Origin of the sequence: Brevibacillus agri, assembly GCF_004117055.1 — a bacterium.
Lineage (GTDB): Bacteria > Bacillota > Bacilli > Brevibacillales > Brevibacillaceae > Brevibacillus > Brevibacillus agri.
This window is the reverse complement of the sequence record NZ_CP026363.1, coordinates 1629613-1656012: the sequence shown is the minus strand read 5'-3', so window position 1 is coordinate 1656012 and position 26400 is coordinate 1629613. Positions and strand designations below refer to the sequence as shown.

The window sequence follows — 26400 nt, the reverse complement described above, 5'->3', positions numbered from 1 at the left end:
GGACAATTCGCTAGACTGTGACTGGTTCCTTCTCACACATAAATAAAAAATGATACGCCGGTTCTCTTTTTGCACGACAACGTCCGTTTGCCGCAGCCAGGCGAAGCGTTTGCTTTTTTCCGGCAAAAAAAGGATACGCAGCGAAATAGCTTACGCATCCTTCTTTATGACAAGCTATTGCTGCTCCGACGAGCCGTTGTTTACAGAAGCTTTCGTCAATTGACGCAAGGCGTAGCTCATCCTCGCGACCTCGCCTTCCCGATCCCGGAAAAAGTCGATCCAGACGATGGAATCTCTCCGTCTAAAAATAAAGCTGTCTTTTGCTACAGGCAATAGCGGATAAACGAGGCCGTCCACTTCCAAATACAACTGCCCATCCCGCTTTGCAATCACGGTATTCAGCCATTCGTTCGATTCATAGCGGCCTGCGTATTCGGACAGTTGCTCGTCTGCCAGCTCATACGGCGCGTATGTGTACACCGGAGCGACGCCCTCTCCGTTCGTGCGGAATACTTCCAGGTAAGCCAACAGATCGTTCACGGTTGATTTGAGAAAGCCGGCGGCGCGCATGGCGGGGGCATCGTGCCAGTGCGGGGCGGCAATCACCTGATTTTCGCCGTCGAGTTTTTTGTTCGTGTACAAAATCGTGACGTCGTCCTTGTCCGCAAGCGCCTCCACGTCAAACACGGTCCGCTGCATCCCGAGCGGCTGCAAAATGTGCTCGGTCACGTACTGTTCATACGTCTGCCCGCTCACCCGCTCGATGATCGCCCCGAGCAAGCCGTAGGCGTCGTTGTTGTAGCTGAACACTTCTCCCGGCTCGCCGAGCGGCTTGGCGTCAAACGCCGCGATCGCCTGCAGGACCTCTTCATACGTGTCCAGGTACGGCAGCTTTTTCAGCTCTTCCTCCGCTTCCGTCCCCGCAATCGCCGGGTCTTGCTCCATACTGCGCTTCATCGCTTTGTCCAAAAAAGGCAGCGGCGCCATTCCCGGCGTATGCGTCATGAAGTGATGAATCGTTATCCGCTTCGTCAGCTCTTCATCCCCGGCGCGAAACTCCGGCAAATACTTGACGACCGGATCGTGGACAGACAGCTTGCCAGCCTCCTGCAACTGCATGATGGCGACGCACGTAAAAGACTTGGTGATCGAGGCGATGCCAAACACCGTGTCGGCCGAGAGGGGCAGCCCGTTTTCCCTGTCGCGGTAGCCGAATGTCTTCTGGTACAGCAGCTTTCCTCCCCGCGCGACCCCAATCGCCGCTCCTGGCGCGTTGGCCTCGGCCAAAAGCTGCTCGGCATACTCTTCAAACGATTTCGTCCATGTCGTCACCTGCATCAGTTCCCCACCGCCTCGTCGTAAATCGCTCTGGCTGCGCGGGCGATGGCCAGCTCTGCGGCCTGCTTGTCGGTCACGCCCCGCGACAGTACGGTAATCGCAATCGTTCCTTTTCCATCAGGCAAATAAATCAGTCCTGCGTCGTTGACCACGGCGTTGACCGTCCCGGTCTTGTGCGCGACCTTCGTTCCTTCCGGCAGCAAGTAAGGCAGGCGGCTGTTGAACTGCTGGCGGCGCAAAATGTCCAGCATCAGCTCACAGGAGGCTTGCGTCAAAATTTCTTTTCGCGCGATCAGCATGAGCAGACGGTTCAGGTCGCGCGGCGTCGCTACGTTGTTGTCTAAAGTCGGCAGCGAAACGTCGTGGACGATTTCGTACTCGCCGGTTTCCTCCCGGCGCTCGTATTCGTCATAGCCTGCCGGGGACGGCGCTGGCTCGTTCATGCCGACACAGCGGTTGAGCAGTTGCCAGCACGTATGCCGCAAATGAATCTGCTTCAGCCCCAGCTCGTGCATGTGCGCCTCGACCTTGTCGATGCCGCCGACAAGCTCGATGATAAGATCGGTCGCGTAGTTGTCGCTGACAATCGTCATCAGCGTCGCCAAGTCCTTGACGGTCAAGGCCGCGCCCGCATCCAGCTCCTGCAAAATGCCTGAACCGGGGACGCGCGTGTCTTTTTGCGTCACCACCCGCTGGTCGAGCCGGACGCGCCCTGCCTCCACCTCGCGCATCAAGGTGACCATGATCGGAATTTTGAATGCGCTCGCCAGTTGAAAAAGCTGATCGTCGAGCTGTCCGGCCGACTCCCCCGTTTCCAGATGCTCCGCTGCGACCCCGAACACGCCTGGCGCGTCCGCGAGCGCTTTTTCCAATGCCTTCTGCCATGCCATAGGAAAGTCTCCTCCTTTTTATGGAAACGGCCAACACACATGTATCACGGGTGTCGGCCATTTCTGTCATGCGCTATTGTTCTTTGTAGCCCCACTTGAAGTCGATATAGCCCAGCGGGTCCACGGTGATGCCTTTGACCTTGTCGTTTTGCACCCAGGAGTTGACGCTGCTGTACACCCCTGTGACCGGCATCTCGTCCATCAGAATGCTTTCGGCCGCAAGCAAATGCTGGTTGCGCTTGGCCTCATCCGGCTCGGCGTACGCCTGCTTTACCAGCTCCACATAGCGCTCGCTGTGCCAGAAGGTCGAGTTGTTTGCGCTGTACTTTTCCATCAAAAGCTCCAGGAAGTTGACGGGGTCGTTGTAATCGCCTGTCCAGCCCGTGCGCGAAATCATGTACTTGCCGTGCTCCTGATCGTCGAACATGACTTTGAGCTCTTTGTTGACGAGCTTGACGTCTACTCCCAGCACCTGCTTCCACTGGGCTTGCAGCGCTTCGGCAATTTTCTTGTTGAGGTCGGAAGTGTTGTACAGGTAGGTGATCTCCGGCAGTGTCGCGATGTTCAGTTCTTTCATGCCTTCTGCCAGTAACTGTTTCGCCGTCTCGGTGTCATTATCCTTGAAAAATCCATCCGGCTTCAGGGAGGCGGAGCGCGGCACGAAGCCCATCAGCGGCGTCTGTCCAGCCTGCCCGATGTTGTCCGCGATGTCCTTGCGGTTGATCGCGTAGGCAAACGCCTTGCGAATTTTCGCATTCGTAAACGGCGGCTTTTCCGTCTGGAACAGCAAGTAGTAGTTGGTCGCGCGCTCCATCGTCTTGAGCTTGCCTTCGTCGCGCAGCGGCCCGATTGCATCCGCTGGCAAACTGCTGATCGGCCCGCCTGCCCAGTCCAGTTCGCCGCTGTTGAACAGCTCCAGCTCGGTATTCGTATCTTCAATCATGGAAAACTCGATTTCGTCCAGCTTCACGACGTCTTTGTCCCAATACTGGTCGTTTTTCGCCAGCTCGATCTTGTTTTTATGCTCCCAGTTCACCAGCTTGAACGGGCCGTTTGTCACGATCGTTTCCGGCTTTCTCGCCCAGTCGGGGTTGGACTCGACCACTTTTTGGTTGACCGGATAGTAGAAGGTGGCGAGCGTCAGGAAGTACGGGGTCGGATTTTCCAGCGTGACCTGCAAAGTCTTGGCGTCGATCACCTTGATGCCGACATCTGCTGCCTGCGCCTTGCCTTCGAAAAAGGCGCGGGCATTTTTGATCGGGTAGTATTTGTAGGCGGAGCCGCTCGCTGTTTTCGGATCGAGCACGCGCATCCAGGCAAAAGCGAATTCGTTGGCCGTCACAGGGTCGCCGTTGCTCCATTTGCTGTCGCGCAGCGTAAACGTGTACACCTTTTTATCGTCCGATATGGAAATGTCCGAGGCTACGGAATTGACCGGCTTGCCATCCTTGTCCAGCCGCACGAGCGAGTCGTACAAAGAGCGGATAAACGCGCCGGAAATGACGTCGTTGGACATGCCGGAGTCCAATGTTTCCGGCTCGGAGGCGTTCATGCGCAAAATCTGGCTGGCTGCCGGTGCAGGCGAAGCCGCTTCGGATGACGGCTGCCCTTGCGAGTCTGGCGCTGCCTGATTCGTGGGCGCACTGTTGCTGCAGCCTGCAAACAATCCGGATAGCAAAACCAAGAGACTTGTGATGACAACTGGTTTTTTCATGCTTACCCCCATTTTTTGGTTCGGCGAACGGTTGATGCATAAATATTCTGCAAATTTTGTGCCAGATCGTTTTTGCGGGCGCTGTTCCCTTCGCGTATTCAACGCTGAATACTTTTTGCTTTGGGCAGTTCCGGCAAAAATTTCCGCCTGTCTTCCCTGGGAAAAAACGCGGCCCACACGATCAGGCTGCCCATTTTTTCGTTTTCCGATTACGCAAAAAAGAAGTATTCAGTCTTGAATACTTCTATTCACGCGCGAATATGGAATTGTCCGGTAGACAGGGGTTAGCTGATCGCTGGCTGGTGCATGGAAACCGCGTCACACGACCGTCTGCAAAAGACGATCGGGACGTGCTTTTGCTTCGCCAGCTTCTTGATGTTTTTGCTGAGACTGTGGCTGACGAAGTTGATAAAGACGAGAACCAGCTCCGTATCGGCAGGAATCGTCGCCTTTACGTCCGATTTTTTTCGTCCGGAAACGTGATACACATTGCGAAACCCTTTATCCTGCAACAAGCTCTCGATTTCCCCTACCCGATCTCCACCTACTACAAGAACGCCTGCCATAACAAAGCTCCTCCTCTCTATTCTCCCGTCAGTATCAATCTGTCGTGCGCTGGGCCTGTTTGCTCCGCTTGCTATCTGCCTGTTCGTGCCTGATTGTACTTCGTCTCCGCCTTTTCAGCAGGGAGCCTGTATTTTTCGGTCCGCTCGATCTGGACCACCTGCGAGTCGTGAACCACGATGTGAATGGAGCCGTATTCCAAGCTGTCCAACGCACGCGCGATTCTCTCCCACAACCGTTCATCCAGGGCATTCTCTTTCTTTGCCATATGGTCACTCCTCCCTGTTTTTGGCGAAAAAAATCAATGTATATTATTCCTACCTATTTAGTATGTTTTGTTTCCTAATGATACCCCTCGGTCCCCTTTTTTGTCAATGAGAGCACGGGGCTTCGAGAGGCTGCGCAAATCCGGTATCGCTGGCGTTCATGTATGTCCATTGCATTTCCACGCTGTGCGGTTGCTTTGGTACTTCACCTCTTTTCCGGTTGATAGCAGAAAGACTCCCGATGAACAAGACATGCTGGTTGTCTGCACGGGAGCCTTCGGTAGTCCGATCAGCTATTTAACAAAAACCGATATACTTACTTTGATTTATAACGAGTTTATCATATACTTTCTCTCTCGGTCAATGCCTCTACTCTCCCTTTTTCGCAGCAGCTAGACCAGATGGCAGGCGACGAATCTGTCCCGGCTTACTTCGCGAAAAGCCGGGGCCTGCTCGCTGCACAGCTCCATCGCGTACGGGCAGCGCGTGTGGAACTTGCAGCCTGCGGGCGGATTGGCAGGGCTTGGCATGTCTCCCTGCAAAACGATCCGCTCGCGCTTGTGCCGCGGAATCGGTAGCGGAACGGACGACAAGAGCGCCTTCGTGTACGGATGAAGCGGCTCGGCAAACAGCTCGTCGCGGGAGGACAGCTCCACCAATGAGCCGAGGTACATGACGCCAATCCGCGAGCACAAATGCTCGACGACGCTCAAGTCGTGGGAAATGAACAAATACGTCAACTGCTGCTGCTCCTGCAACTCCGCAAACAGATTAATAATTTGCGCCTGAATCGACACGTCCAGGGCTGAAACCGGCTCGTCTGCCACGATGAAATCCGGGTTGAGGATGATCGCGCGCGCAATCCCGATCCGCTGGCGCTGACCGCCGGAAAACTCATGCGGGTAGCGGTCGATGTGATAAGGCGCAAGCCCGCACAGCTCCATGACGGCAAGCACCCGCTCTCTCGCCTCGGCGGGCGCGGCAAGCCCGTGGTCCAGAAGCGCCTCGCCCAGCGCCTCCCCGATGCGAATGCGCGGATTGAGCGAGCTGTACGGGTCCTGGAAAATAAACTGCATGCGCGGGCGCAGGGCGCGCAGTTCCGCTTTGGACAGGGCGTGCACGTCGATTCCTTGAAAGCGCACCTCGCCTGCCGTCTTTTCCAGCAGCCGCAAAATCGTGCGCCCGGTCGTGCTTTTTCCACTGCCGGACTCGCCGACCAGCCCGAACGTCTCGCCTTTTTTGATCGAAAAGCTGACGTCGTCCACTGCCTTGACGTGGCCGACCGTCCGCCCCAACAGCCCGCCTGTGATCGGGTAATATTTTTTCAGCCGATGCACTTCCACCAGATTACCGGTCATAGCCAAATTCCTCCTCGTGCAGCCAGCAGGCTACCTTCCTCCCGTCGCCCAGCTCGCGCAGCGGCGGATGTTGCACCCGGCACTTGTCCAGGCAATGCGCGCAGCGGTCGTGGAAGTAGCAGGACTCGCCGAGCGTCGCCGGATGCGGCACCTGGCCGGGGATCGAGTACAGCTTGGCCTGCCGCTGGTTCAGCACGGGCTTCGAGCGAAGCAAGCCTTGCGTGTACGGGTGCAGCGGCGATTCGAACAGCGCTTCGACGGGAGCTTCCTCGACCACTTTTCCGGCGTACATGACCACCACGTGATCGGCCATTTCTGCGACCACACCCAGATCGTGCGTAATCAGCAGGATCGCCGTGCCTGACTCTTGCTTGATCTTGCGCAAGAGATCGAGAATTTGCGCCTGGATCGTCACATCGAGCGCGGTCGTCGGCTCGTCGGCAATCAACAGGCGCGGATGGCAGGAAATCGCAATCGCGATCATGATCCGTTGCAGCATCCCGCCGCTCAGCTCGTGCGGGTACGCTTTGGCGATCTCCCTGGCGCGGGGAATGCCGACCAGCTCGATCAGCTCGATCGCTTTTGCCAGCGCTTCTTTTTTGCGCAGCCGCTTGTGCTCGATCAGCGGCTCCATGATTTGCTCGCCGATCGTCAACACCGGATTGAGCGACGACATCGGCTCCTGAAAAATCATCGCCAGTTCGTTGCCGCGCAGTTTGCGCAGTTCCTCCTTGCTCACCTTGCGCAAGTCGCGGCCCGCGAACCACACTTCTCCGCCGACGATTTTTCCCGCCGCCTCCGAGATCAGCCCCATCAGCGACATGGCCGCAGCGCTCTTGCCGCAGCCCGACTCGCCGACGATGCACACCGTCTCGCCAGGCTGCACGCGCAAGTCGAGGCCGTCTACCGCCTTGACCACGCCCAGCTCCGACTTGAAATGCGTACTCAGCTTGCGAATGTCCACCAGCTTGTTCACGTCCGGCTCACCTGCCCTTCTGCTTCGGGTCCAGTGCGTCTCGCAGTCCGTCCCCGAGCAAATTGATCGAAATCACGGTGGCAAAAATGGCGACGCCCGGCGGTACCCACAGCCACGGCCGCTTTTGAAAATCAATCAGGGAGTTCGCCGCGTCCATCATGTTGCCCCACGTCGGTGTCGGCGGGACGACGCCCAGCCCGAAATAGGAGAGCACCGATTCGCTCAGGATCGCTCCCCCGACGTTCAAGGTCGCCACGACGATGAGCAGCGGCATCAGATTGGGCAGCAAATGGTGAAACAGCTTGCGCCGATCCCGCAGGCCGAGCACCTCTGCCGCCTGCATGAACTCGCTCTCGCGCAGCGTCAGCATCTGGCTGCGCACCAGCCGCGCCAAGCCCGGCCAGCCGATCAGGCTGAGCATGACCATCACGATGTAGATGCGGTAATCAGTCGGGATTTTCCACTCGGAGAGCACCGCGCCCATGATGAAAAGCAGCGGCAAGCCGGGAATGGTCATCAACACATCCGCCAGCCGCATAATCAACTGGTCGACCCAACCACGGTAAAAGCCTGCGAGCGCCCCGAGCACCGTCCCGATCGTGACGGACAGCACCATCGAGGCGATCCCGACCGTCAGCGAGATGCGACCCGCCTGCATCATCCGCGTCAAAATGTCCCGCCCCAAATTGTCCGTCCCGAGCCAATGCGCGAGGCTTGGCGGCTTGTTGATGCTCTCCGTGTTCACGCTGCCGCTGGCGTAGGGCGAAAAAAACGGCCCGATCAAACAAACTGCGGCCATCACCAGCAAAAACACGAGTCCGCCCATCGCCAAACGCTTCTTTTTCAGCCGCGAAAACGCCTCGCGCCACAAGGAGGATCGGCGGGAGGCAGTCCGCCCGTCTCTCGCCAGCTCCGCTGCTTCCCTCGCTACTGTCGCCATCTCGTTTCCTCCCTCACTTCAGCCGGACGCGCGGGTCAGCCACTCTGTACAGCAGATCGGCGGACAGGTTGCCCACGACGGTGAGAATCGCCAAAAACATCGTGAAGCCCATCAACAGCGGGTAGTCCCGCACCGAAAACGCCTGCATGTACAACTGTCCGACACCGGGCCAGTTGAAAATTTTTTCCGTGATGATCGCGCCGCCAAAAAGCGCCGGCAGCTCAAAGCCGAGCAGCGTAATCGCTGGCAAAAGCGCATTGCGCAGGGCGTGCTTGTGCAGGACGACTTTTTCTTTCAGCCCTTTGGCCCTGGCTGTGCGCACGAAGTCTTGCTGGATGACCTCGAGCATGTTCGTACGGAAATAGCGGGTCAGCGCCCCTACGCTCAACAGCGTCAGGACAGCCACAGGCAAAAACATGTGGCGAATGACGTCCCATGCGTAAGCAAGCCCCGTCTCCTTGCTGCCGATCTGCATCATCCCGCCCGCAGGAAACAGCTTGGCATCGACCGCGAACAATTTGATGAACAGCAAGCCGACGAAAAAGACAGGCAGCGACATCGCGGCAAACACCCCGATCGTCACGAGCGCATCGAACCACGAATGCTGCTTTGCCGCAGACAGCACCCCGATGGAAATGGCGATGAGCCAGGTGAAAAACGTAGAGGTGATGGCGAGCAAAAACGAGTTCCAGATGTAGTCGTTCAAAAGCGACATCACCGGCTGCTGGTATTGCAGGGAGTAGCCGAAGTCGCCGCGCAAAGCGTTTTTCATCCAGATGACATACCGCTCCCCGACAGGCTTATCCAGTCCGTACATCGCCTTCAGCTCCAGCTTGCGCTCCGCCGTCAGCTTCGGGTTCGTATCGACGAAGTCGCCGGGCGTCATGGCGTACAAAAGAAAGATCAGAACGGATGCGCCGAAGAGGCTCAGCGCCATGTACAACAGTCTTTTCAGGAAATAGGCGGTCATCGTTTGCCTCCTTTCGGGTGGAAAAGAAGAATGCCCAGCCCCAGGGCCGGGCACAACTCACGGGTGCAGCCATTCGCTACTCACTCTCATCCCGCCCCTAAAGGGGGTGCTATCGCACCGTAGCGGGCTTTCTCTTTCGGAAAATCTGTAATAACCTGCCCGCGATACTTGGGCGATCTCCACCAACCAAGTAATGGGGTACATGTCCTTTAACGAAGAAAGGATGTCAAAGCGATTTATTTTCGGAATGATCCCTCCCCGAATAGATTGGGATTGCGCTTTTTTAGAAACGCGACCTGCGCTTTCAAATAATCCCGTTCTTCCTCCACGCTGGAAAACCTGGTGCGGGGCCGTCCAATAAAAGGATGGGAAGCTGCTTGTTTGCCCCGCTGATCCTGCAGTGTTTCGTGGTTGCGGCATTTCTTTACCCAGCTCTTTACCTGACTAGAACTGCGTATTCCCAGAGCATCCGCCACAGCTTGATAACTTCGTCCACCCTTTTCATATAAATCAACGGCTCTTTGTTTTGTCTCCTCTGAATACTTCACAAATGACTGCCCCTTTTTAGCCAAAGAAAATCCCCTCCAAGTATCAGTGTATCATCCAAGCTCGTTAACTTGGTCTTTTTTCACCGTCTACCTAAAGGGGATAATATCATTCTCCTGATTTTTCTGGTTTAAATCGTTTTTTGTTTTATATACAAAACCACTAGCGTTGCATTAATCTTTTCATACCATTCAAAATCATCATAACTTTCAGCGTTCAAGTGTTCTCAGGCATAAAAAAATCCTTTACACTGGAAAGGTCAGGTAGTTCCTGTCCAAATCCAACGCAAAGGATAGACCATGGACAAGAATACCCTATTTTCTTCATTTGGTAAATACATTTCACCCATTAATATTGTGAAATTTCAACAACGGATAGACGAAACGGATCAGGACAAGTACGTGAAAAAGTTAACGACCAAAGCATATCTACTCCTGTTTTTGCATGCTCAACTTCAGCAACGAGAAGGACTCCGAGCCATTGCAGATGATGTTTTATCAAAGAAATTCCAGCGAGAGTTAGGACTGTCGTCGATTAGTCCCGCTCAGCTTAGTCGCAAAAACAATCGAGTAGATCCAGCTTTGCTTGAAGAAATATTTGTTGACCTTGTAGGGCAAATTCAGAGACACTCGGGCAACACGTATTCCCTTCGAAAAGACATGAAAATCATTGATTCTACAACGATTGGGCTGTGTTTGCAGAAGTACAAATGGGCAACTTTCCGTAAAACCAAGGCTGGCATCAAACTTCATCTTCGTCTCGTCTTTGCCGACCAGGGGGATGTGTATCCTGAAAAAATAACCATCACGGGTGCCAAGTCCAATGACCGCACTCAAATGGAATCGTTGATTGATGAGATCGGTATGATGTACGTCTTTGATCGAGGGTATGTGGATTATGAAAAATTTGATGAATACACGGACAAAGGCATCTTTTTCGCTTCTCGTCTAAAAGATAACGCCGAAATCCGTCATCTTTATGAATTCAAAATCCCCTTGGAAAGCTCCGTTTTATCGGATTCCATGATCCTTCTTGGAACGCCTCAAAAGCGGGTAGATAACGTGCTGCGACTCATTGAAACGCTTGATTCGAAGGGAAATCTCATTCGAATCATTACGAATCGGTTCGACCTGGAAGCAGAAGAACTCAGCGACATCTATCGTTGGCGTTGGCAAATTGAGCTGTTTTTCAAGTGGATAAAGCAGCATGTAAAGATCAAGAACTTCTATGGAACGAGTGAAAATGCGGTACGAAACCAAGTATTACTCGCACTCATTGCCTACTGCCTGTTGCTCCTTGTCAAACTGGAACAAAACAGTCAGCACAGCTTGTTGCAGATCAGGAGATGGCTAAAAGTGTTTCTTTGGCAAACGTTCGAACAATGGATAGGTAGAATGAATTACCAGTCCAAACGAACATCCAGAGGGCGACAGAAAAGGAATTAGGTATTGGTTGCTGTTATCACGATTGTAATAAATGTATAAAACTACCAAATGGACAGTGGCTACCTTTTGCTTGGTTGCTGCCGTTTTTGGTTGTGTAGCTGAAAATGTCATTCAGAATACTTTGACAAATTACGAACGCATTTTTTATGCAACGCTAGTGATACAAAACATAGTTTTCAATTTATATATATTAAATTTTTCCGAACAGTCGAGTCAACGGTAAATATTTTGATAATTCAATTCATTGGCAGCAGCTCCTATTCATCGCCAGTCGATGACTCGCCGCCTGTCCATTTCCCGTTTTTGCGCAAGCGCGCCGGCGACCTCGGCCATGAGCGCCATTCCTCTGTCGATCTCGGCGGCATCCGTCTGAATGATGCTGAGGCGCAGCCCGTTGTCGCTAGCAAAGCTCGGCAAGTAGTTTTGCTCCGTGGAGAACACCCGTACATGGCGCTGCTGCAAGGCCGCGATCATGTCGGGGGCTGCGATTCCTTCCGGCAGGACGATGGTCGTAAAAATTCCCCCGTGCGCCGCGACATACCGAAAGCCCAGCCCCTTGTCCAGATGGCGGCGGCAAGCTGCATCCAGCGCTTCCATCCGCGCCTGATAGCGCTCCCTAACCATCGCCGCATGACGGTCGTACATGCCGCAGTTCAGATACAGTTCCAGAGCAGCTTGGGACAGGACCGACGTGCTGGAATCAGCCGATGCTTTGAACAGGCGAAACGTCTCCAGAAGCGACGGCGGCAACACGACCGCAGCCAGTCGCAGTCCCGGCAGCATGATTTTGGAAAAGCTTTTGACGTAGATAACCTGTCCCGCTGAATCGTAGCTGTAGATCGGGTCGGCCTTCGCCTTCGTCTCCATGTCAGCCAGGTAGTCGTCCTCGACGACAAATACCCCGTAGCGCTCCGCCAACCTGGCGATTTGCTTTTTCTCCTCTGCCGCATAGCTTGTCCCGAGCGGATTGTGATAGCGCGGCACAGTATAAAAAAACTTGATCGGATTGTTGCGAAAATGTCGCTCCAGCTCGTCCAGGTCGATGCCTGCCGCAGTCCGCGCGATTCCGAGCGCCGTTACGCCCAGCAGCCGCAGCGAACGAAGCATGCCGTGAAAAGTGGGCTGCTCGACCAGAACCGCGCTTTTTCCGTTGGGAAAAGGCATCGACGCAAGCAGGTGCAAAGCTTGCTGCGCGCCCGAAACTACGCAGATTCGGGACGGATGCGCGAATACTTGCGAATGGGCGAGATGCTTCTCCAATTCGCGGCGCAAAGAGGAAAAGCCTTGCGGATCGCAATAGGTGAAAAGCTGCTCCCGGTACAGCTCGATGGCGCGGTTGAGGCAATGCTGGAAGTCTTTGTACGGCATGACCTCCGGATCGGGACACGCCGCTGAAAAATCAATGTGCTCCTCCATCCGGCGCGCGCTTTCCTGCGAGCGAAGCACTGCGTAATAGCCGCTTTTTGGCACGGAGTAGATCAAGTGCTCTTTTTCCAGCTCCTGATAGGCCCGGATCGCCGTGTTGATGCTGCAATTCCACAGCGCAGAGGCTGTGCGGATCGAAGGCAGCTTCTCGCCCGGCCGTATGTTGCCCGCCGCCAGTCGCTCCTTGATCTCTTGCTTGACCGCTTCGTATTTTGTCTCCATCCTGTCCCCCGTTCTCCGCTCTGTGTGGGTACAGATGCGCTTTTTGTGCGTAGCTCTCTTTTTGTTCCTTACAGTATAGTAAATCGTAAGTCAGGCAGTAAACAGGAAAGCGGGAGGGGTACAGATGGAGTGGAAGCACGGCGAATGGCCTTATACGATGAGCGATGACAAGGCTTTGCTCGACGAGGACAAAATTTGTGCGTGGCTGGCTACCACCTATTGGGCCAGCGAGCGTCCGTGCGAGATCGTGCGCAAAAGCATCCAGCAGTCGCTCTGCTTCGGATTGCACCACGAGAACGGACAGGCTGGATTCGTCAGGGTCGTGACGGACTACGCGACTTTTTCCTGGGTGTGCGATGTCTTCGTCGATCCGGCGCATCGGGGAAAAGGGCTTGGCAAGTGGATGATGGAGATCGTCATCCACCATCCGGCCATTCGTCATACGAACATGACGCTGGGTACGCGGGATGCGCATGGACTGTACGAGCAGTACGGCTTCGTGCGCAGAGAGATGATGCGCAGGCAGGCAGAGTCTGTGTGAGCGGCGTTGTCCGTTGTCCGTCGGGCACGCCTGAGCGACCAGCCAAAGCCATGCAAAAAGGGAGGCTTCTCCAAAAGCCTCCCTACTTCTTTTTCACTTCGCCGTCCGCTGCGACCGTTGCCCCGTAGGAAATCCGGTTCAGCTTGTCCACCATCCGCTGCCTGTTTTGGCTGTCCATCGGGGCTGGCTGTCCGTTTGCAATCTTGACCGGGATGACCCGCGTCCTCGTGCCGCTTGCGGCAAATGTCAGCTCCGCCATGATGGCTTCACGGCCTTTCGGATTGTGCGAGGTCGTGAACACAAAATTGCCTACGCTGTAGTAGATCGGCGCATTTTTGTAAAACTCGACGCCCATGACCGAATGGCTATGCGAGCCGACTACCGCATCCACGCCGTGGTCGATCAGCTTTTTCGCCAGCTCGCGGGCATACGGCTCGGGCGTGTCCTTGTACTCCAGATTCCAGTGCATGACCGCAATCGTGATATCTGACTGCGCCACCGCCTGCTGCACATAGGAGAGCATCGGCTCATAGGCGTAGGCGTGCGCAAGCCCTGGCCTGTTTTTGCCCGCGTACCAGCGCTGATTGGGCAGCACGCGGCCAAGCCCGATCACCGCAACGCGTTTGCCTTTGATCGTCTGTACGTACGGCGCAAACGCTTCCGCTTCGTTTTTGCCTGCGCCCACGTAGCCGATTTGCTGCTTTTGCAAATGGGCAAACGTATCGAGCAGGGCATCCACACCGTAATCCAGCGTGTGGTTGTTCGCCAGATTGACCACGTCGATTCCGGCAGTTTTAAGCCCCTGCAACGCTTCCGGCTTGGCGCGATACGTAAACTCCTTTTTCTCCGGCTTGCCGCGTGTGCTGACAGGCGTTTCCAGGTTGCCGATAGCCAGATCGGCCTGCCGCAAAAAATCCGCTGTTTTTTGAAACGGGTAGTCAACCCCGTGCCGCGCGATCTGTACCCCTACGCTTTTATCCAAAATGATGTCTCCCACAAACGCGATGCGGATTTCCTCTGCTGCTATTTGCCGCTCGCCCGCCTCTGTCGCCTGGACGAAAGCCGGGCTTGCGCTCGCAGCAGCCAGCAAAGCCGCTGCGACCGCTACCATGGCCGCCCTTTTCCATCGAATAATCTGCATTCGCCGCGCACGTCCTTTTTTTACCTTTCATTGTAGAAGGCGCGCTGCGAAAAGCTTGTTGAAGCGTGTCCGGCGGGGAAAGGAATTTCTCGCCCTATTTTGACGCCGCGTTTTTCCCGTGTCGAACGGCGCATGTCTGCTAGTATAATAGAAGGATACTTTTGCGCTGCAAGAAAGAGGATAAAGACTTGTCAAACATGCCAGCCTCCGCGGAACGCGAGCAATTTGCCAGCGGCCTGTTTTTTGTCCGGGCCAACCTCGTGTTCGCAAACGGCGATTTTGCAAGCTGGGTGGCAAGCGCTGCCCAATTGCAGGACGAGCTGCCCCAAAACCCGCTGTTCTACCATCTGAACTACAACGCGACAGAGCCTTTTATCCGAAAGACGCGCTTCGGCTTGAAAGGGATGATGTCCGATGAGACAGAGCTGGTCGGCAAGCAGTTTTCCCGCATCCTGGAGACGCACGGCTGGGGCGACTTGCTGATTAACAAATACGTGGTGCAGGCGCTGGCCGAATGGCAGCAAGGCAACAAGCCGCAGGCCCTGGCATGCTTGCACGAGGCGCTCACAATCGGAGAGCGGAATTTGTACGTGCGCAGCTTTCTCGACGAAGGACCGGCCATGCACAGCTTGCTGCTCGCCTATCAGCAGCGGGAAAAAGCCCGGACAGAGCCGTTTGCTCCTGCCGTATCTCCCGCTTACGTCGCCCGCCTGCTCGCCCTCTTTCCGCAAACGGGCGCAACCATCAAAGACAATCGCTCCGCGCCGCTTGCAGAGCCGTTGACAGGCAAGGAGCGGATCATTTTGTCCATGCTCGGCAAGGGAGCTACCAATAAGGAAATTGCCGAAACGCTGGGCAATACGGGCGGGACGGTAAAAGTGTACCTGCACGGAATCTACGGCAAGCTCGGCGTCGCCAACCGCACGCAGGCGCTGCTCAAGGCGCAGGAACGGTCGCTGTTGGAAACGGAAGCGCCCAGCCGCGTCAAACCGCAAAGCTGAAACAAAAGCTTGCCCGCTTGCTTCCCCCTTCGCTCACTTCGGCTGCATCCGAATCGCCCCGTCCAGCCGAATCGTCTCTCCGTTTAACATCGGGTTGGTGATGATGCTGTTCACCAGCCTGGCGTATTCGCCGGGTTGACCTAGGCGCGATGGAAAAGGAACGGTCGCTCCCAGCGCGTCTTTTACAGAGCGCGGCAGCTTGTCAAACATCGGCGTATCGAACAAGCCAGGAGCGATCGTCATCACCCGAATCCCGTACGGCGCCAGGTCACGTGCCAATGGCAATGTCATGCCGACGATTCCGCCTTTGGAGGCGCTGTAGGCCACCTGCCCCACCTGCCCGTCAAAAGCGGCGACAGAAGCCGTATTGATGATGATGCCGCGCTCGCCCGTGCTGGCTGGCTCATTGCCTGCCATCTGCTCGACCGCCAGGCGCACGACATTGAACGTGCCGATCAGATTGAGCTGGATGACTTTGGCAAATGCCTCCAACGAATGCGGGCCGTTTCTGGAAAGCGTCTTTTGCCCCAGGACCGTGCCCGCGCAATTGATCGCAGCATGAATGGTGCCAAAAGCTCCCGCTGCGCGGTCAATCGCCTCCCGCACGCTCGCCTCGCTCGTCACATCCGTCTGTACAAACAGGGCTTGCTCACGTCCCAGCTCGCTGGCGAGGGCGTACCCCCGTTCGAGGTCCAGATCAAGAATGGCTACTTTTCCTCCGTGCTCAACCACATTCCTTACTGTGGCTTCCCCCAATCCGGAAGCTCCACCCGTTACCATGGCAACCACATCCCGAATTTCCACGCCATTCTCTCCCTTCCTTCAAATCGGCATTCGCAACATTACCTATGCAAGTTTTGCACCAGCCCGCAAAAGCGTTATCAGCTCCCGCTTTGTCTAAAACACTGCTGTCCATGTCGCGGTCCGGGCACATCCGCGCAGCGGACAGCGGACAGTGACGAGACAACTGTGTCCGGCGATTGGACAACTCTGACCGCTTGGCACTGGTTCGCCTCGGCAATCCGGCTTTGCTCCGCTGCCAGAGCCGCCTTTTTTCTCCGACCGCAACCTTGCCACTCAGTCGCCCCAAACCAAAAGCTGGCAATTCGTCTATCAGATAGTATTTTATGAGCAGACGGCAAAGAAAATGGCAACTGCCTTCACAAACACCCGGGCCAACCAGCCTAACGCCTGCACGGGCAAAAACGCGATTCCGCAAGCCGGGTCGTCACAAGCTGCCGCACCACCCAGGGCAGACAGCAAAAAGAGGCCGCGCTCCCCTGATGCTGCACGGCACCTTTTTATGCGCGGGCTTGGCGCAGGCAGGCTTGGAACAGGCGTGCTTTCAGTTTAGCTTCCCCGGCGTAAACCCGCCGACAAACGTCTTCGGCTCCGAGGAGATGATAAAGGCGCCGGGATCGATTTGCTGGATCGTTTTGATCGCATCCAGGTAATTTTTGCGCTTGGCCAAAATGAGAAAAATCATCCGCGTCCCGTACAGGCCGGAGCCGTGCCACTTGGTCACGCCGTAGCCCTTTTCCTTGAGCACGCTGGTCAGCTCCGCTTCATTGGCCGTAATCACTTGCAGCGTCATGTAGCCGAGGGCGATTTTTTGTTCGATGTACATGCCGAGCAACGTCCCCACTCCATACGACAGGCAGTACGTGAAAATCCCCCAGAACGAATCCATGTAGTTCAAAACGATCGACAACCCGGACAAATAGACAAAAATCTCGACCGTGCACAAGCTCGCGGCCGCATAGTTTCGGCCTTTTATCATCAGCACGACCCGCAGGGAATTGAGCGCGACGTAAATAATCTGGATCAACGCAATCGTCACATAAATCATGCGACACCCTCTCCTCAAAAAGTCGGCTCCGCCATCCAAGCGGCGGAGCCTCCCATCGGTTCAGACTATATGTCCACTCTGCTGAAACAGGCGGATGATTTTGCCTGCGACCTCGTCCCCCACCTCTGCGGTCGCGGACGTCCCGCCCATGTCCGGCGTGAGCACCTCGTGTTCCACCAGCGTCTCCTCGATCCCTTGCAGCACCAGCTCAGCGAGGTGCTTGTAGCCGAAAAATTCAAGCATCTGGCTCGCCGACCAGATTGCCGCCAGCGGGTTGGCGATGCCTTTTCCCGCGATGTCCGGGGCAGACCCGTGAATCGGCTCGAACATCGACGGATACGTGCGCTCGGGGTTGATGTTGGCCCCCGCCGCCAGGCCCAGCCCTCCGGCAATCGCCGCGCCCAGATCGGTCAAAATGTCGCCAAACAGGTTGGAAGTGACGACGACCTCGAACCGCTGCGGCTCTTTTATCATGAACATGCTCGCCGCATCGACCAAATACGAATGCGTCGGCACATCGGGGTATTCCTTGGCGACTTCTGCAAACACCTCGTCCCAGAAAACCATCGAGTAGTTGAGCGCGTTGCCTTTGCTGATACTTGTCAGCGACTTGCCCAGTTCGCGGGCCGTCGCAAACGCGTAGCGGATAATCCGCTCCGTCCCTTTGCGCGAGAACACGCCTGTCTGCAGCACCACTTCCTCCGGCTTTCCGCGAAACAGCCACTCTCCTGCCCCCGCGTATTCGCCTTCGCTGTTTTCGCGAATGAACAGCATGTCGACCGCCTCTCGCGGCACGCCAGCGAGCGGGCAAGGAGCGCCGCGCAGCAGCTTGATCGGGCGGATGTTGACGTACTGCTCGAACCCTTTGCGAATGCGCAAAAGCAAATCCCACAGCGAAATGTGGTCCGGCACTCCCGGATAGCCGACAGCCCCCAGGTAGATCGCGTCAAACTTGCGGAGCTGCTCCATTCCGTCCTCGTCCATCATCTTGCCGTGTTTGGCGTAGTACTCGCAGCCCCATGGAAAATCGTGAAATTGCAGCTCGAAGCTGCCGTCGAGCCGCGCCGCCGTGTCCAGCACCTTGATCCCTTCCCGAAGCACCTCCGGCCCGATGCCGTCTCCTGCAATCACTGCGATCTGCCACGTTTTTTTCATACGATCACTTCCCGTAAAAACGAAGCGGCCGCTCCGGCGATTTTCGCATGCCCCGCTTGATTTGGATGCAGTCCGTCTATGCCCGCAAAGTACGTCTGGTCGACCTCGCCCCGCTCGTCGTGGAAAATGCCCTGAAAGCTCAGGAACAACAGGCCGCTTTTTTTCGCCATCTCTTCCAGCGCCGCCGCGTATTCCTTGCCGCGCCGCAACAGCGTGCCATAGCCGGCTACAGGCTCCCAGACCTGCTCGCCGTCTACCTGGCCCGGGTCGAAGCCGGAGCCGGACGCGCCCATGATCGGCACGATGCCGTGGTGCAGCGCTTGCTTGACCATGGCGTACATATTGGCGAGCAGCGCATTTTCGCTGACATCCCACCACAAATCGTTGCCGCCGCCGATGATGAGCGCATGCGAAGGGTTTTGCCAAACGACATCGTGGGTGAACCGGCCGAGCATTCCCCCTGTCGTGTCCCCCGAAATGCCTTTGTTGATGACCTCCACCCCCAGTTCGCGCTGCAGGAGCGCGGGCCAGGCCGCCGTTTTCGGCACGCCCAGCCCTTCCGTAAAGCTGTCGCCGATGCACACCAGTTTTCTCATCGTTTGCTCGCCCCTTCCTATTTGTTTTTCGCTGCGCGCAGGCGGAAGCTCGATTTTTTCTCGACAAGCCCGAGCAGCAAGTCGACGAGGATGACGAGCAGCGCGGCTGGTATGGCCCCGGCCAAAATTTTTTGATCGTCAGTCGTGGAGATGCCGCGCAAGATCATTTCGCCCAGACCGCCCGCGCCGACAAACGTCGCCATCGTGGCCGCCCCGATCGCTACAACGGCCGCTACCCGCACTCCCGCCAAAATAATCGGCATCGCCAGCGGGATCATGACCATGCGCAAGAGCTGGCCGGACGTCATGCCCATGCCTGTTCCCGCCTCGATCATGTTTTTGTCCACGCCAGTCAGTCCCGCGTACGTGTTGGCGATGATCGGCAGCATCGAGTACAGCGCCAGGGCGACGATGGCCGTGTCATAGCCCAGGCCGAGGAAAATCATGATAATCAACAGCATGGAAATGGACGGAATGGTCTGGATAATGTTGATCGTCGTCTGGATCGCCACGGCCAGCGTCCGGTTTTTCGTCATCAGGATCGCCAGGGGAAGGCCGAGTGCAATCGCAATGACGATGGCGCTGATGCTCATGAACAGATGTTCCCCCGTCAGCTCCAGGATTTGCTCCGAATATTTGTTCATGACGCCGATTATGTCGAGGATGCTGTCCATCGAATCTGCCTCCTTTTCTGGCAAAAGGTCGCTACGGCTGCAAAAGCCCTTGCTCGGTCAAAAACTTTTGGGCGATTTCCGCTGGCTCCAGCTTTTCCACATCCGCCTGGTAATTGAGCGCCGTCATCGTCTTCGTGTCGATTTTGCCCGCCAGCTTGTTCAAAATGTCCGCCAGCTCGGGATGCTTTTTGAGCGCGTCGTTGCGCACGACAGGCGAGGCCGTGTAGTTCGGGAAGAAATGCTTGTCGTCCTCCAGCGTGACCAGATCGTACTCCTTCAGGCGCGAGTCCGTCGAATAGGCGAGCACGATGTCCACGTCGCCATTTTTCACCGCTTTGTAGACCAGCCCGATGTCCATCGGAATCGCCTTGGCAAATTCCAGGCCGTACTCCTTTTTGAACGCCGGATAGCCGTCGTTGGTCCGCTCCAGCCAGCCCGCGTCTGTTGCCAGCTTCATTTCGGCGGCGTGCGCCTGCAGGTCGGAAATCTTTTTCAGGCCGTATTTTTCCGCGATATCTTTGCGCACCGTAAAAATGTACGTGTTGTCAAAGCCGTAGGACGGAAACCATTCCTGGTCGAACTTTTCCTTGACGCCCTGCTTGACCAGGTCGAAGGCGGCGGCAGGGTCTTTCGGAAATTCGGTCATGCCGAGACTGCTCGTGAGATCTGTCCCTACGTAGCGGACGGCGGAAATCTGGATGTCGTTGTTTTGCATCGCTTTGAGCACGACAGGCGTTCCGCCGAGCCCGCCGACCATTTCCACCTTCAGGCTGGAATTGGCTTCAATCAGTTTTTTCAGCATGTTGGCGATAATCTCTTGCTCGGAGGTAGGCTGATAACCGAGCTGAACGGTGTTTCCAGCTCCCCCCTTCGAACAGCCCGTGACCAGCGCAACCGCCAGGACCGCCAAAAACAGCGTGCGAAAAAGCACTCTCATCCCCACATTCATTGCCCCCTTTTTCTCTCAACCTGTTATTGGATCGCTCTGCTCACTTCCGCAAGCCTCGCGGTGTGCACATGCGCTGGAACTCGCGCGTGACGAGGTCGGCGAGCGCCGCGAGCAGGGCAGTCAGGAGCGCCCCTGTCAACAGCATGTTGTCATTCGAGTTGCCAAGCCCCGTGAAGACGAGGTAGCCCAAGCCGCCGCCCCCCACGACAGCGGCGAGCGTCGCCCAGCTTATCGTATAGATCGTCGCTGTCCGCAAGCCGCCCATGATGATCGAGATCGCCAGCGGAATTTCTACCTTGAACAAAATTTGCAGATTGGTCATGCCCATCCCGCGAGCCGCTTCGATCAGCGACGGCTCCACCTCGCGGATACCTGTGTAGGTGTTGCGCAGCATCGGCAAAAGCGAGTACAAAAACAGCGCGACGACGGCCGGAAAAGCGCCAATGCCCAAAAACGGAATCATGAAGCCCAACAGCGCCAGGCTCGGAATCGTCTGCAAAATGTTGACGACGCCGATGACATACTGGCTGATTCGCTCTGCTCTCGTCAATAAAATGCCAAGGGGAACGGAAAGGATGAATCCCGCAAGCACAGCGAGCAAGGAAATGTAGCAATGCTCCCAGACAAGCGAGAGAATTTGCTCGTGCCGCTCGGACAAAAAGGCAAAGAAATCGCTCATGCCCGTCCCTCCCCCTACAAAGCGCCGGAGCGCGGAAACTTTTCGCTCGGCCGTTTGAGCCGCTTGACGCCGATAAAATCCGCGACAAAATCGTTGGCCGGGTGCTGCAACAGGCGGTCCGGCGTGTCGATTTGCACGACAGCCCCGTCGTTCATCAGGCAAATGCGGTCGGCAATTTTGATCGCTTCATCCATGTCGTGCGTGACGAAGACGATGGTTTTATGAATCGTCTTTTGCAGACGGACAAACTCATCCTGGAGTTGCTCTCTGCTGATCGGGTCCAGGGCGGAAAACGGCTCATCCATCAAAATGATCGGCGGGTCTGCCGCCATCGCCCGAATCACCCCGACGCGCTGCTGCTGTCCGCCGCTCAGTTCGGCCGGGTACCTGTCCTTGTATTTTTTCGGCTCCAGTCCGACCAGAGCGAGCAGCTCATCTACCCGTTTCTCGTAGACGGCCGGATCGGTCTTGTTCAGCTTCGGGACCAGGGCGACGTTTTGCGCGATGGTCATGTGCGGGAACAGGCCGATCTGCTGGATGACGTAGCCGATGCCCCGCCTGAGCATAACCGGATCTTTTTTCGCGATGTCTTCGCCGTTGATGGTAATTTTTCCTGATGTCGGCTCGATCAGGCGGTTAATCATTTTCATCGTGGTCGTCTTGCCGCAGCCGCTCGGCCCGATCAGCACAAACAGCTCGCCCGCGCCGATGTACAGGTCCAGGCTTTTGATAATCGGCGCGCCATTGATCGTCTTCGTGACCTTGTCAAAGCAAATCATCCGCATCTCTCCTCGTCATGAAATAGATCATTGCCGCCGGTTCCAGATCACCAGCTTCAACTCCGTCATTTCTTCGATCGCGTATTTGATCCCTTCCCGGCCCGTTCCGCTTTCTTTGACGCCGCCGTACGGCATGTGGTCCACGCGGAAGGTCGGGATGTCGTTAATCAGCACGCCCCCGACATGCAGTTTCTCTGCGGCGTCGAGCGCTGTGTGCACGTTTTCCGTATAAATGCCTGCCTGCAGCCCGAACCGGGAATCGTTCACGCGCTCAATCGCTTCCTCGACCGAGTTCACCCGGTTCACCAAAACAATTGGGGCAAACACTTCCTGGCAGGAGACTTTGAGCGAAGGCCCGGCATCGAGAATCACGGTCGGCTGCAGGATGTTGCCCTCTGCCCTGCCGCCTGCGGCCACCGTCGCTCCCGCCCGTCGCGCCTCGTCAATCCAGTCCAGCGTCCGCTGCACGTCACCCGGGGAAATCAGGGCGGAGATGTCTGTCGTCTCGTCGAGCGGGCTGCCTAACCGCAGCGCCTTTGCGGCTGCGACGAATTTTTCCACGAACGCGTCGTACACCTCCGCATGCGCGTACACGCGCTGCAACGAGATGCACACCTGCCCCTGAAACGAAAACGCTCCGGTGATGCAGCGGGCAATCAGCGGCTCAAGCTCGACGCCTTTGTCGATGATGACGGCGGAGTTGGAGCCAAGCTCCAGTGTCGTCCGCTTCAAGCCCGCCCGGTTGCGGATGCCAATGCCGACACCCGGACTGCCTGTAAACGTCACCATGTTGACCCGCTCGTCCGTGACGATCAGATCGCCGACGACGCGGCCGCTCCCCGTCACGACATTCAATGCCCCGGCAGGCAAGCCCGCTTCTGCCAACAGCTCTGCGATGAAAAAGGCGGACAGCGGCGTCTGCGAGGCGGGCTTGAGCACGATCGTGTTGCCCGCTGCGATGGCAGGCCCGACCTTGTGCGCGACGAGATTCATCGGAAAATTAAACGGGGTAATCGCGCCAATTACGCCAATCGGTTCGCGCAGCGTATAGGCGAGCCGGCCTTCCCCGCCGGGAGCGGCGTCGAGCGGCAACGTCTCTCCGTGAATGCGCTTGGCCTCTTCGGCGGCGAACTTGTACGTTTCAATCGTGCGCGCGACTTCGCCTCTCGCTACCGCAATCGGTTTCGCCGCCTCCTGCGCGATGATCGTGGCCGCCTCCTCGCTGCGTTCGCGAAGCAGGCTCACCAGGCTTTCGAGAATCGCAGCGCGGCGATGCGCCGGCATTTTCGCCATGATGGCTTTTGCCGCGTAGGCAGCCGCGATTGCCTGCTTTGTCTCTTCTTCGTTTGCCGCCGGAATCTCGGCGAGCGCTTCCCCGGAATACGGAGAGCGCAGCTCCGTGTACTGCCCCGCTTTTACCCACTCGCCGTTGATGAACAAGCTTTTTTGCATCGTGTGCATCGCTGGTCCCTCCCCTCTTTTCATGCTTGCGCCTCTTCGATCCCCAACGTCTTCAGCACCATCTCGTGGAACTGCAGGACGGCGTGCTCGGTTGCGGAAAACTTCCCTTTCTGGAAGGCGCGGGACTTGAAGCCGATCTGCTCCAGCTCAACCAGCTCCACGTCCTCGACCCGCACCTGCTCGGTAAACGCCATCAAATCTTTTTCTTCCTGCGTCAACTCGTCATGGCGGAACAAATACGTGTACACGCCCAATGTCGTCTCGTGGTCGATCGGCACCATCTGGATCAGCGACATGTTGCCCGGCCCCGGATAGATCGTCAGCATCAGGTTCGGCCACAGCCAGTAAAAACGGCCGCCCTGCATCTCCGCCTTATTCAGTTCAACCGAGCCGAGTTGCTTATCCGGCTTGACGACCGTCCCTTGCACGGAGTAATTTTCGCACTGGATGATCTGGTACTTCGTCAAATCGAGCGTAGCGGTAAAGCCGGGATGGGCAATCGGGCAATGGTCGCATTCCAGGTAGTTGTCGATGAACGCTTTCCAGTTCGATTTGATGACCCGCGTGTTGACGCTGTATTTTTTCAACTCGCCCAAAAACGGAAACGCCGCCAGATCAGCGAAAAAGTCGCCGTAGGAAGCCGCCAGCGGAACCGCGTCATCATCGAGGTTGACGAAAATCAGCGACGCTTGCACCTCCAGCCTCACCTGGCGCAGACAGGCTTCTGCTGCGCACAGTTGCTCGCCGTTTTTAAAGTTCGGCGCCTTGTTCAGCGAACCGTCGAGCTGGAACGTCCACCCGTGGTAGCCGCATTGCAAAATTTTCTTGTTGCCCTCGGCGTTTTTCTCCAGCTTCGTCGCGCGGTGCGGACAGACGTTGTAAAATGCGCGCAGCGTACCTTCCCGCCCTCGCACGACAAGGATCGGCTCACCTGCCACGTCACAGGTAAAAAAGTCGCCGGGATTTTCGACCTGACTGATATGCCCGACAAACTGCCACGAGCGGGCAAAAATCTTTTCCTGCTCTGCGAGGAGCACCTCCGGATCGGTATATAGACGGTAAGGAAGCGTTTTCACCTCGCGGGTAGTGGAACCAACCTTTGCTTCTTGGATAGACATCTGCCATGACCCCTTTCGTTTTCGCACCATGCGGCATCATTATTGGTTACGGTCTTGCCCCTCCTTTTTGCAAAAACGATGCCACATGCGAAAACCACGGTTATCACGGTGATAATAGTAAAATTATTGAGAAAATTGAGTTTATTCAGGTTCATTTCGAACCGATTTGCACTCACGCGTGGTATGATGGGAAAAACGGCTGCACGCGCGGAGGTTCCCATGTTCAAAGAGTCGGAAAATGGCTTCATCATTGAAATGAGCACGGATATTTTGGAAAAAATCCTCGACCATTCCACCGATGAAATTTACGTGGTCGACGGCGAGACACGGATCGTCTTCATGAACAAAATATGCGCCCAGCATTACGGGCTCAAGCGCTCGGAGGTCATCGGCAAGCGCAACGAGGAGCTGTTCAAGCAAGGCTACTGGACGCCCTCGATCATCCCGATCGTCATGCAGGAAAAGAAGCCCGTCACCATCAAGCAGACGACCTACTACGGCGGCGAGCTTGTCACGACAGCCGTCCCCATCCTGAACCGGACGAAGGAGATCGAGCTCGTCGTCATTACCGCCCATGAGCAGAACTTCAAGAAAATCATGCACACCGATCAGGAACCCGCCGACCAAAACCAACTGCCTAACAACATCATCACGAACAGCCAGAAGATGAAGGACTTGCTCACCTTTTGCCACAAAATCGCCCTGGTCGACTCGACGATTCTTTTGCAAGGCGAGTCCGGCACGGGAAAAGGCGCGTTCGCCGCTTTCATTCACCAGATGAGCCGCCGCAAAAACGGGCCGTTTTTGACGATCAACTGCGCTGCGATCCCGGAGGAGCTGCTGGAGTCAGAATTGTTCGGCTATTCGCAAGGCGCGTTTACCGGAGCGAGCAAAAGCGGCAAGCTTGGGCTGATCGAGGCGGCGAACAACGGCACGATCTTTTTGGACGAGATCGGCGAACTGCCGCTGAAAATCCAGGCCAAGCTGCTGCAGGTGATTCAGGAGCACCGCTTTTTGCCTGTCGGCGGCACCGAGTACAAGCAGGTGGACATTCGTATTTTGTCCGCGACCAACCGGGACTTGTCCAAGATGGTGGAAAACAAGCAGTTTCGCGAGGACCTGTACTACAGGCTCAACGTGATCGACCTGAAAATCCCGCCGCTGCGCGAGCGCCCTGAAGACATCGTACCCCTCACCTATTATTTCATCAACCGCTGCAACAAAAAATACGGCGTGGACCGACTGATTTCCCAGGAGACGCTGCAAGCTTTGAGCAGCTATTCCTGGCCGGGCAATGTGCGCCAACTGGAAAACATGATCGAGCGGCTCGTAGTCACGACAGAGTCGATCATCACCCCGGCCGATTTGCCGGACATTATTCATCAGCATAACCGGAATCATCTGCCTTTGTCTTCGTCCGGAAGTCCTCCGCTGCCCCAGACGCTCGACGCAGCGCTGGCAGAGGTGGAAAAACAGATGGTCCGGCGCTCGTACCAAAAGCACCGCACAACCCGCAAAGTCGCCGCTGACCTGGGCGTGAGCCAGACGAAAGCGACGAAGCTGATTCAGAAGTATTGTCGGGATTTGGGTGAGTTGGAATAGGTTCAAGGGGAGGGGGTTACTTGCCAGTTGGCAGAGGGGCTGGTTTCGGCGATCCTTGTTTTCTGGTTGGGAAGCTGGTTGGGGACGTCCCTTCGTTTTCCGGCTGGAGAGCTGACAGACTCCGAGCACTCCTTCCCTTTCTTGCTGAATACCTGGCCCCTTGCCTCCCCGCTCCCAACTTTTACGGCAATGATGCACATT

At 56.3% G+C, this 26400-nt stretch carries 26 protein-coding genes and 1 pseudogene; 4 read left to right on the top strand and 23 right to left on the bottom strand.

Annotated elements, in window-relative coordinates:
• Positions 1–174: 174 nt before the first annotated feature.
• The 10 genes from BA6348_RS08300 to BA6348_RS08255 form a co-directional block, all read right to left on the bottom strand.
• On the bottom strand, positions 175–1338 hold the full coding sequence (locus BA6348_RS08300) for a serine hydrolase (protein WP_025847556.1): 1164 nt from the start codon (positions 1336–1338) through the stop codon (positions 175–177).
• Positions 1338–2228: a serine hydrolase gene (locus BA6348_RS08295; protein ID WP_005827393.1), complete on the bottom strand. Its 891-nt coding sequence runs from the start codon at positions 2226–2228 to the stop codon at positions 1338–1340. Before BA6348_RS08295 ends, BA6348_RS08300 begins: the two co-directional genes overlap by 1 nt.
• 73 nt (positions 2229–2301) lie before the next feature.
• On the bottom strand, positions 2302–3942 hold the full coding sequence (locus BA6348_RS08290) for a peptide ABC transporter substrate-binding protein (protein ID WP_039970410.1): 1641 nt from the start codon (positions 3940–3942) through the stop codon (positions 2302–2304).
• 284 nt (positions 3943–4226) lie between these two features.
• Positions 4227–4508: a DUF2325 domain-containing protein gene (locus tag BA6348_RS08285; protein ID WP_007786731.1), complete on the bottom strand. Its 282-nt coding sequence runs from the start codon at positions 4506–4508 to the stop codon at positions 4227–4229.
• 71 nt (positions 4509–4579) lie between these two features.
• A complete protein-coding gene (locus BA6348_RS08280; RefSeq protein WP_005827399.1) occupies positions 4580–4774 on the bottom strand; it encodes a YezD family protein in 195 nt (64 codons plus the stop codon).
• Between the two features lie 390 nt (positions 4775–5164).
• On the bottom strand, positions 5165–6130 hold the full coding sequence (locus BA6348_RS08275) for an ABC transporter ATP-binding protein (protein ID WP_122953317.1): 966 nt from the start codon (positions 6128–6130) through the stop codon (positions 5165–5167).
• Positions 6120–7106, bottom strand: a complete 987-nt coding sequence (locus tag BA6348_RS08270) for an ABC transporter ATP-binding protein (protein ID WP_005827402.1) — start codon at positions 7104–7106, stop codon at positions 6120–6122. Before BA6348_RS08270 ends, BA6348_RS08275 begins: the two co-directional genes overlap by 11 nt.
• 7 nt (positions 7107–7113) lie before the next feature.
• Positions 7114–8046 carry an oligopeptide ABC transporter permease gene (gene opp4C, locus BA6348_RS08265; RefSeq protein WP_122953316.1) on the bottom strand — a complete coding sequence of 311 codons (933 nt, stop codon included), beginning with the start codon at positions 8044–8046 and terminating at the stop codon, positions 7114–7116.
• Positions 8047–8059: 13 nt separating this feature from the next.
• A complete protein-coding gene (locus BA6348_RS08260) occupies positions 8060–9016 on the bottom strand; it encodes an ABC transporter permease (protein ID WP_005827406.1) in 957 nt (318 codons plus the stop codon).
• A 236-nt stretch (positions 9017–9252) separates the two neighbouring features.
• Entirely contained in the window at positions 9253–9588 is a 336-nt protein-coding gene (locus BA6348_RS08255) for a helix-turn-helix domain-containing protein (RefSeq protein ID WP_025847541.1), read from the bottom strand.
• 273 nt (positions 9589–9861) lie between these two features.
• On the opposite strand from BA6348_RS08255, the gene BA6348_RS08250 reads away from it, so the two are divergent.
• Positions 9862–11007 carry an IS4 family transposase gene (locus tag BA6348_RS08250; protein WP_005837477.1) on the top strand — a complete coding sequence of 382 codons (1146 nt, stop codon included), beginning with the start codon at positions 9862–9864 and terminating at the stop codon, positions 11005–11007.
• A 261-nt stretch (positions 11008–11268) separates the two neighbouring features.
• Here BA6348_RS08250 and BA6348_RS08245 read toward each other — a convergent pair whose 3' ends face one another.
• Positions 11269–12654 carry an aminotransferase-like domain-containing protein gene (locus BA6348_RS08245; protein WP_005827411.1) on the bottom strand — a complete coding sequence of 462 codons (1386 nt, stop codon included), beginning with the start codon at positions 12652–12654 and terminating at the stop codon, positions 11269–11271.
• Positions 12655–12778: 124 nt separating this feature from the next.
• On the opposite strand from BA6348_RS08245, the gene BA6348_RS08240 reads away from it, so the two are divergent.
• The gene (locus tag BA6348_RS08240; RefSeq protein ID WP_005827413.1) at positions 12779–13195 is read left to right on the top strand and encodes a GNAT family N-acetyltransferase; all 417 of its coding nucleotides are present in this window, start codon (positions 12779–12781) and stop codon (positions 13193–13195) included.
• 82 nt (positions 13196–13277) lie between these two features.
• Here BA6348_RS08240 and BA6348_RS08235 read toward each other — a convergent pair whose 3' ends face one another.
• Entirely contained in the window at positions 13278–14336 is a 1059-nt protein-coding gene (locus tag BA6348_RS08235; protein WP_122952985.1) for a CapA family protein, read from the bottom strand.
• A gap of 197 nt (positions 14337–14533) precedes the next feature.
• On the opposite strand from BA6348_RS08235, the gene BA6348_RS08230 reads away from it, so the two are divergent.
• Positions 14534–15337: a helix-turn-helix transcriptional regulator gene (locus BA6348_RS08230; RefSeq protein ID WP_242507494.1), complete on the top strand. Its 804-nt coding sequence runs from the start codon at positions 14534–14536 to the stop codon at positions 15335–15337.
• 33 nt (positions 15338–15370) lie between these two features.
• Here BA6348_RS08230 and BA6348_RS08225 read toward each other — a convergent pair whose 3' ends face one another.
• The 11 genes and pseudogenes from BA6348_RS08225 to BA6348_RS08180 form a co-directional block, all read right to left on the bottom strand.
• On the bottom strand, positions 15371–16141 hold the full coding sequence (locus BA6348_RS08225) for a 3-hydroxyacyl-CoA dehydrogenase (protein ID WP_026558155.1): 771 nt from the start codon (positions 16139–16141) through the stop codon (positions 15371–15373).
• Between the two features lie 321 nt (positions 16142–16462).
• The gene (locus BA6348_RS26560) at positions 16463–16600 is read right to left on the bottom strand and encodes a hypothetical protein (RefSeq protein ID WP_155808718.1); all 138 of its coding nucleotides are present in this window, start codon (positions 16598–16600) and stop codon (positions 16463–16465) included.
• A gap of 82 nt (positions 16601–16682) precedes the next feature.
• Complete coding sequence (locus BA6348_RS08220) at positions 16683–17186, bottom strand: DUF2179 domain-containing protein (protein ID WP_005827420.1); 504 nt, start codon at positions 17184–17186, stop codon at positions 16683–16685.
• A 60-nt stretch (positions 17187–17246) separates the two neighbouring features.
• A complete protein-coding gene (locus BA6348_RS08215; protein ID WP_005827421.1) occupies positions 17247–18341 on the bottom strand; it encodes a tartrate dehydrogenase in 1095 nt (364 codons plus the stop codon).
• Positions 18338–18937 (bottom strand): GDSL-type esterase/lipase family protein, encoded by a 600-nt coding sequence (locus BA6348_RS08210; RefSeq protein ID WP_122952987.1) that lies wholly within the window; start codon positions 18935–18937, stop codon positions 18338–18340. The genes BA6348_RS08215 and BA6348_RS08210 overlap by 4 nt, the downstream gene beginning before the upstream one ends.
• A 17-nt stretch (positions 18938–18954) precedes the next feature.
• Positions 18955–19611 carry an ABC transporter permease gene (locus tag BA6348_RS08205; protein WP_005827424.1) on the bottom strand — a complete coding sequence of 219 codons (657 nt, stop codon included), beginning with the start codon at positions 19609–19611 and terminating at the stop codon, positions 18955–18957.
• Positions 19612–19642: 31 nt separating this feature from the next.
• Positions 19643–20548 carry an osmoprotectant ABC transporter substrate-binding protein gene (locus BA6348_RS08200; protein ID WP_026558154.1) on the bottom strand — a complete coding sequence of 302 codons (906 nt, stop codon included), beginning with the start codon at positions 20546–20548 and terminating at the stop codon, positions 19643–19645.
• 52 nt (positions 20549–20600) lie between these two features.
• Complete coding sequence (locus tag BA6348_RS08195) at positions 20601–21239, bottom strand: ABC transporter permease (protein WP_122952988.1); 639 nt, start codon at positions 21237–21239, stop codon at positions 20601–20603.
• Positions 21240–21292: 53 nt separating this feature from the next.
• Positions 21293–22018, bottom strand: a pseudogene (locus tag BA6348_RS08190) (ABC transporter ATP-binding protein); the annotation flags it as partial.
• Between the two features lie 27 nt (positions 22019–22045).
• Positions 22046–23503 carry an aldehyde dehydrogenase family protein gene (locus BA6348_RS08185; RefSeq protein WP_122952989.1) on the bottom strand — a complete coding sequence of 486 codons (1458 nt, stop codon included), beginning with the start codon at positions 23501–23503 and terminating at the stop codon, positions 22046–22048.
• The gene (locus BA6348_RS08180) at positions 23500–24597 is read right to left on the bottom strand and encodes an aromatic ring-hydroxylating oxygenase subunit alpha (RefSeq protein ID WP_122952990.1); all 1098 of its coding nucleotides are present in this window, start codon (positions 24595–24597) and stop codon (positions 23500–23502) included. The genes BA6348_RS08185 and BA6348_RS08180 overlap by 4 nt, the downstream gene beginning before the upstream one ends.
• A 219-nt stretch (positions 24598–24816) precedes the next feature.
• Between BA6348_RS08180 and BA6348_RS08175 the strand changes: the two genes are divergently transcribed.
• Positions 24817–26199, top strand: a complete 1383-nt coding sequence (locus BA6348_RS08175) for a sigma-54 interaction domain-containing protein (RefSeq protein ID WP_122952991.1) — start codon at positions 24817–24819, stop codon at positions 26197–26199.
• Positions 26200–26400: the final 201 nt, after the last annotated feature.

Bases quoted from the DNA above. Each gene is read 5' to 3' on its own strand.
- BA6348_RS08300 (WP_025847556.1), bottom strand. From the start codon at position 1,338: ATGCAGGTGACGACATGGACGAAATCGTTTGAAGAGTATGCCGAGCAG.
- BA6348_RS08295 (WP_005827393.1), bottom strand. From the start codon at position 2,228: ATGGCATGGCAGAAGGCATTGGAAAAAGCGCTCGCGGACGCGCCAGGC.
- BA6348_RS08290 (WP_039970410.1), bottom strand. From the start codon at position 3,942: ATGAAAAAACCAGTTGTCATCACAAGTCTCTTGGTTTTGCTATCCGGA.
- BA6348_RS08285 (WP_007786731.1), bottom strand. From the start codon at position 4,508: ATGGCAGGCGTTCTTGTAGTAGGTGGAGATCGGGTAGGGGAAATCGAG.
- BA6348_RS08280 (WP_005827399.1), bottom strand. From the start codon at position 4,774: ATGGCAAAGAAAGAGAATGCCCTGGATGAACGGTTGTGGGAGAGAATC.
- BA6348_RS08275 (WP_122953317.1), bottom strand. From the start codon at position 6,130: ATGACCGGTAATCTGGTGGAAGTGCATCGGCTGAAAAAATATTACCCG.
- opp4C (WP_122953316.1), bottom strand. From the start codon at position 8,046: ATGGCGACAGTAGCGAGGGAAGCAGCGGAGCTGGCGAGAGACGGGCGG.
- BA6348_RS08260 (WP_005827406.1), bottom strand. From the start codon at position 9,016: ATGACCGCCTATTTCCTGAAAAGACTGTTGTACATGGCGCTGAGCCTC.
- BA6348_RS08250 (WP_005837477.1), top strand. From the start codon at position 9,862: ATGGACAAGAATACCCTATTTTCTTCATTTGGTAAATACATTTCACCC.
- BA6348_RS08245 (WP_005827411.1), bottom strand. From the start codon at position 12,654: ATGGAGACAAAATACGAAGCGGTCAAGCAAGAGATCAAGGAGCGACTG.
- BA6348_RS08240 (WP_005827413.1), top strand. From the start codon at position 12,779: ATGGAGTGGAAGCACGGCGAATGGCCTTATACGATGAGCGATGACAAG.
- BA6348_RS08235 (WP_122952985.1), bottom strand. From the start codon at position 14,336: ATGCAGATTATTCGATGGAAAAGGGCGGCCATGGTAGCGGTCGCAGCG.
- BA6348_RS08230 (WP_242507494.1), top strand. From the start codon at position 14,534: ATGCCAGCCTCCGCGGAACGCGAGCAATTTGCCAGCGGCCTGTTTTTT.
- BA6348_RS08220 (WP_005827420.1), bottom strand. From the start codon at position 17,186: ATGATTTATGTGACGATTGCGTTGATCCAGATTATTTACGTCGCGCTC.
- BA6348_RS08215 (WP_005827421.1), bottom strand. From the start codon at position 18,341: ATGAAAAAAACGTGGCAGATCGCAGTGATTGCAGGAGACGGCATCGGG.
- BA6348_RS08210 (WP_122952987.1), bottom strand. From the start codon at position 18,937: ATGAGAAAACTGGTGTGCATCGGCGACAGCTTTACGGAAGGGCTGGGC.
- BA6348_RS08205 (WP_005827424.1), bottom strand. From the start codon at position 19,611: ATGGACAGCATCCTCGACATAATCGGCGTCATGAACAAATATTCGGAG.
- BA6348_RS08200 (WP_026558154.1), bottom strand. From the start codon at position 20,548: ATGAGAGTGCTTTTTCGCACGCTGTTTTTGGCGGTCCTGGCGGTTGCG.
- BA6348_RS08195 (WP_122952988.1), bottom strand. From the start codon at position 21,239: ATGAGCGATTTCTTTGCCTTTTTGTCCGAGCGGCACGAGCAAATTCTC.
- BA6348_RS08185 (WP_122952989.1), bottom strand. From the start codon at position 23,503: ATGAAAAGAGGGGAGGGACCAGCGATGCACACGATGCAAAAAAGCTTG.
- BA6348_RS08180 (WP_122952990.1), bottom strand. From the start codon at position 24,597: ATGTCTATCCAAGAAGCAAAGGTTGGTTCCACTACCCGCGAGGTGAAA.
- BA6348_RS08175 (WP_122952991.1), top strand. From the start codon at position 24,817: ATGTTCAAAGAGTCGGAAAATGGCTTCATCATTGAAATGAGCACGGAT.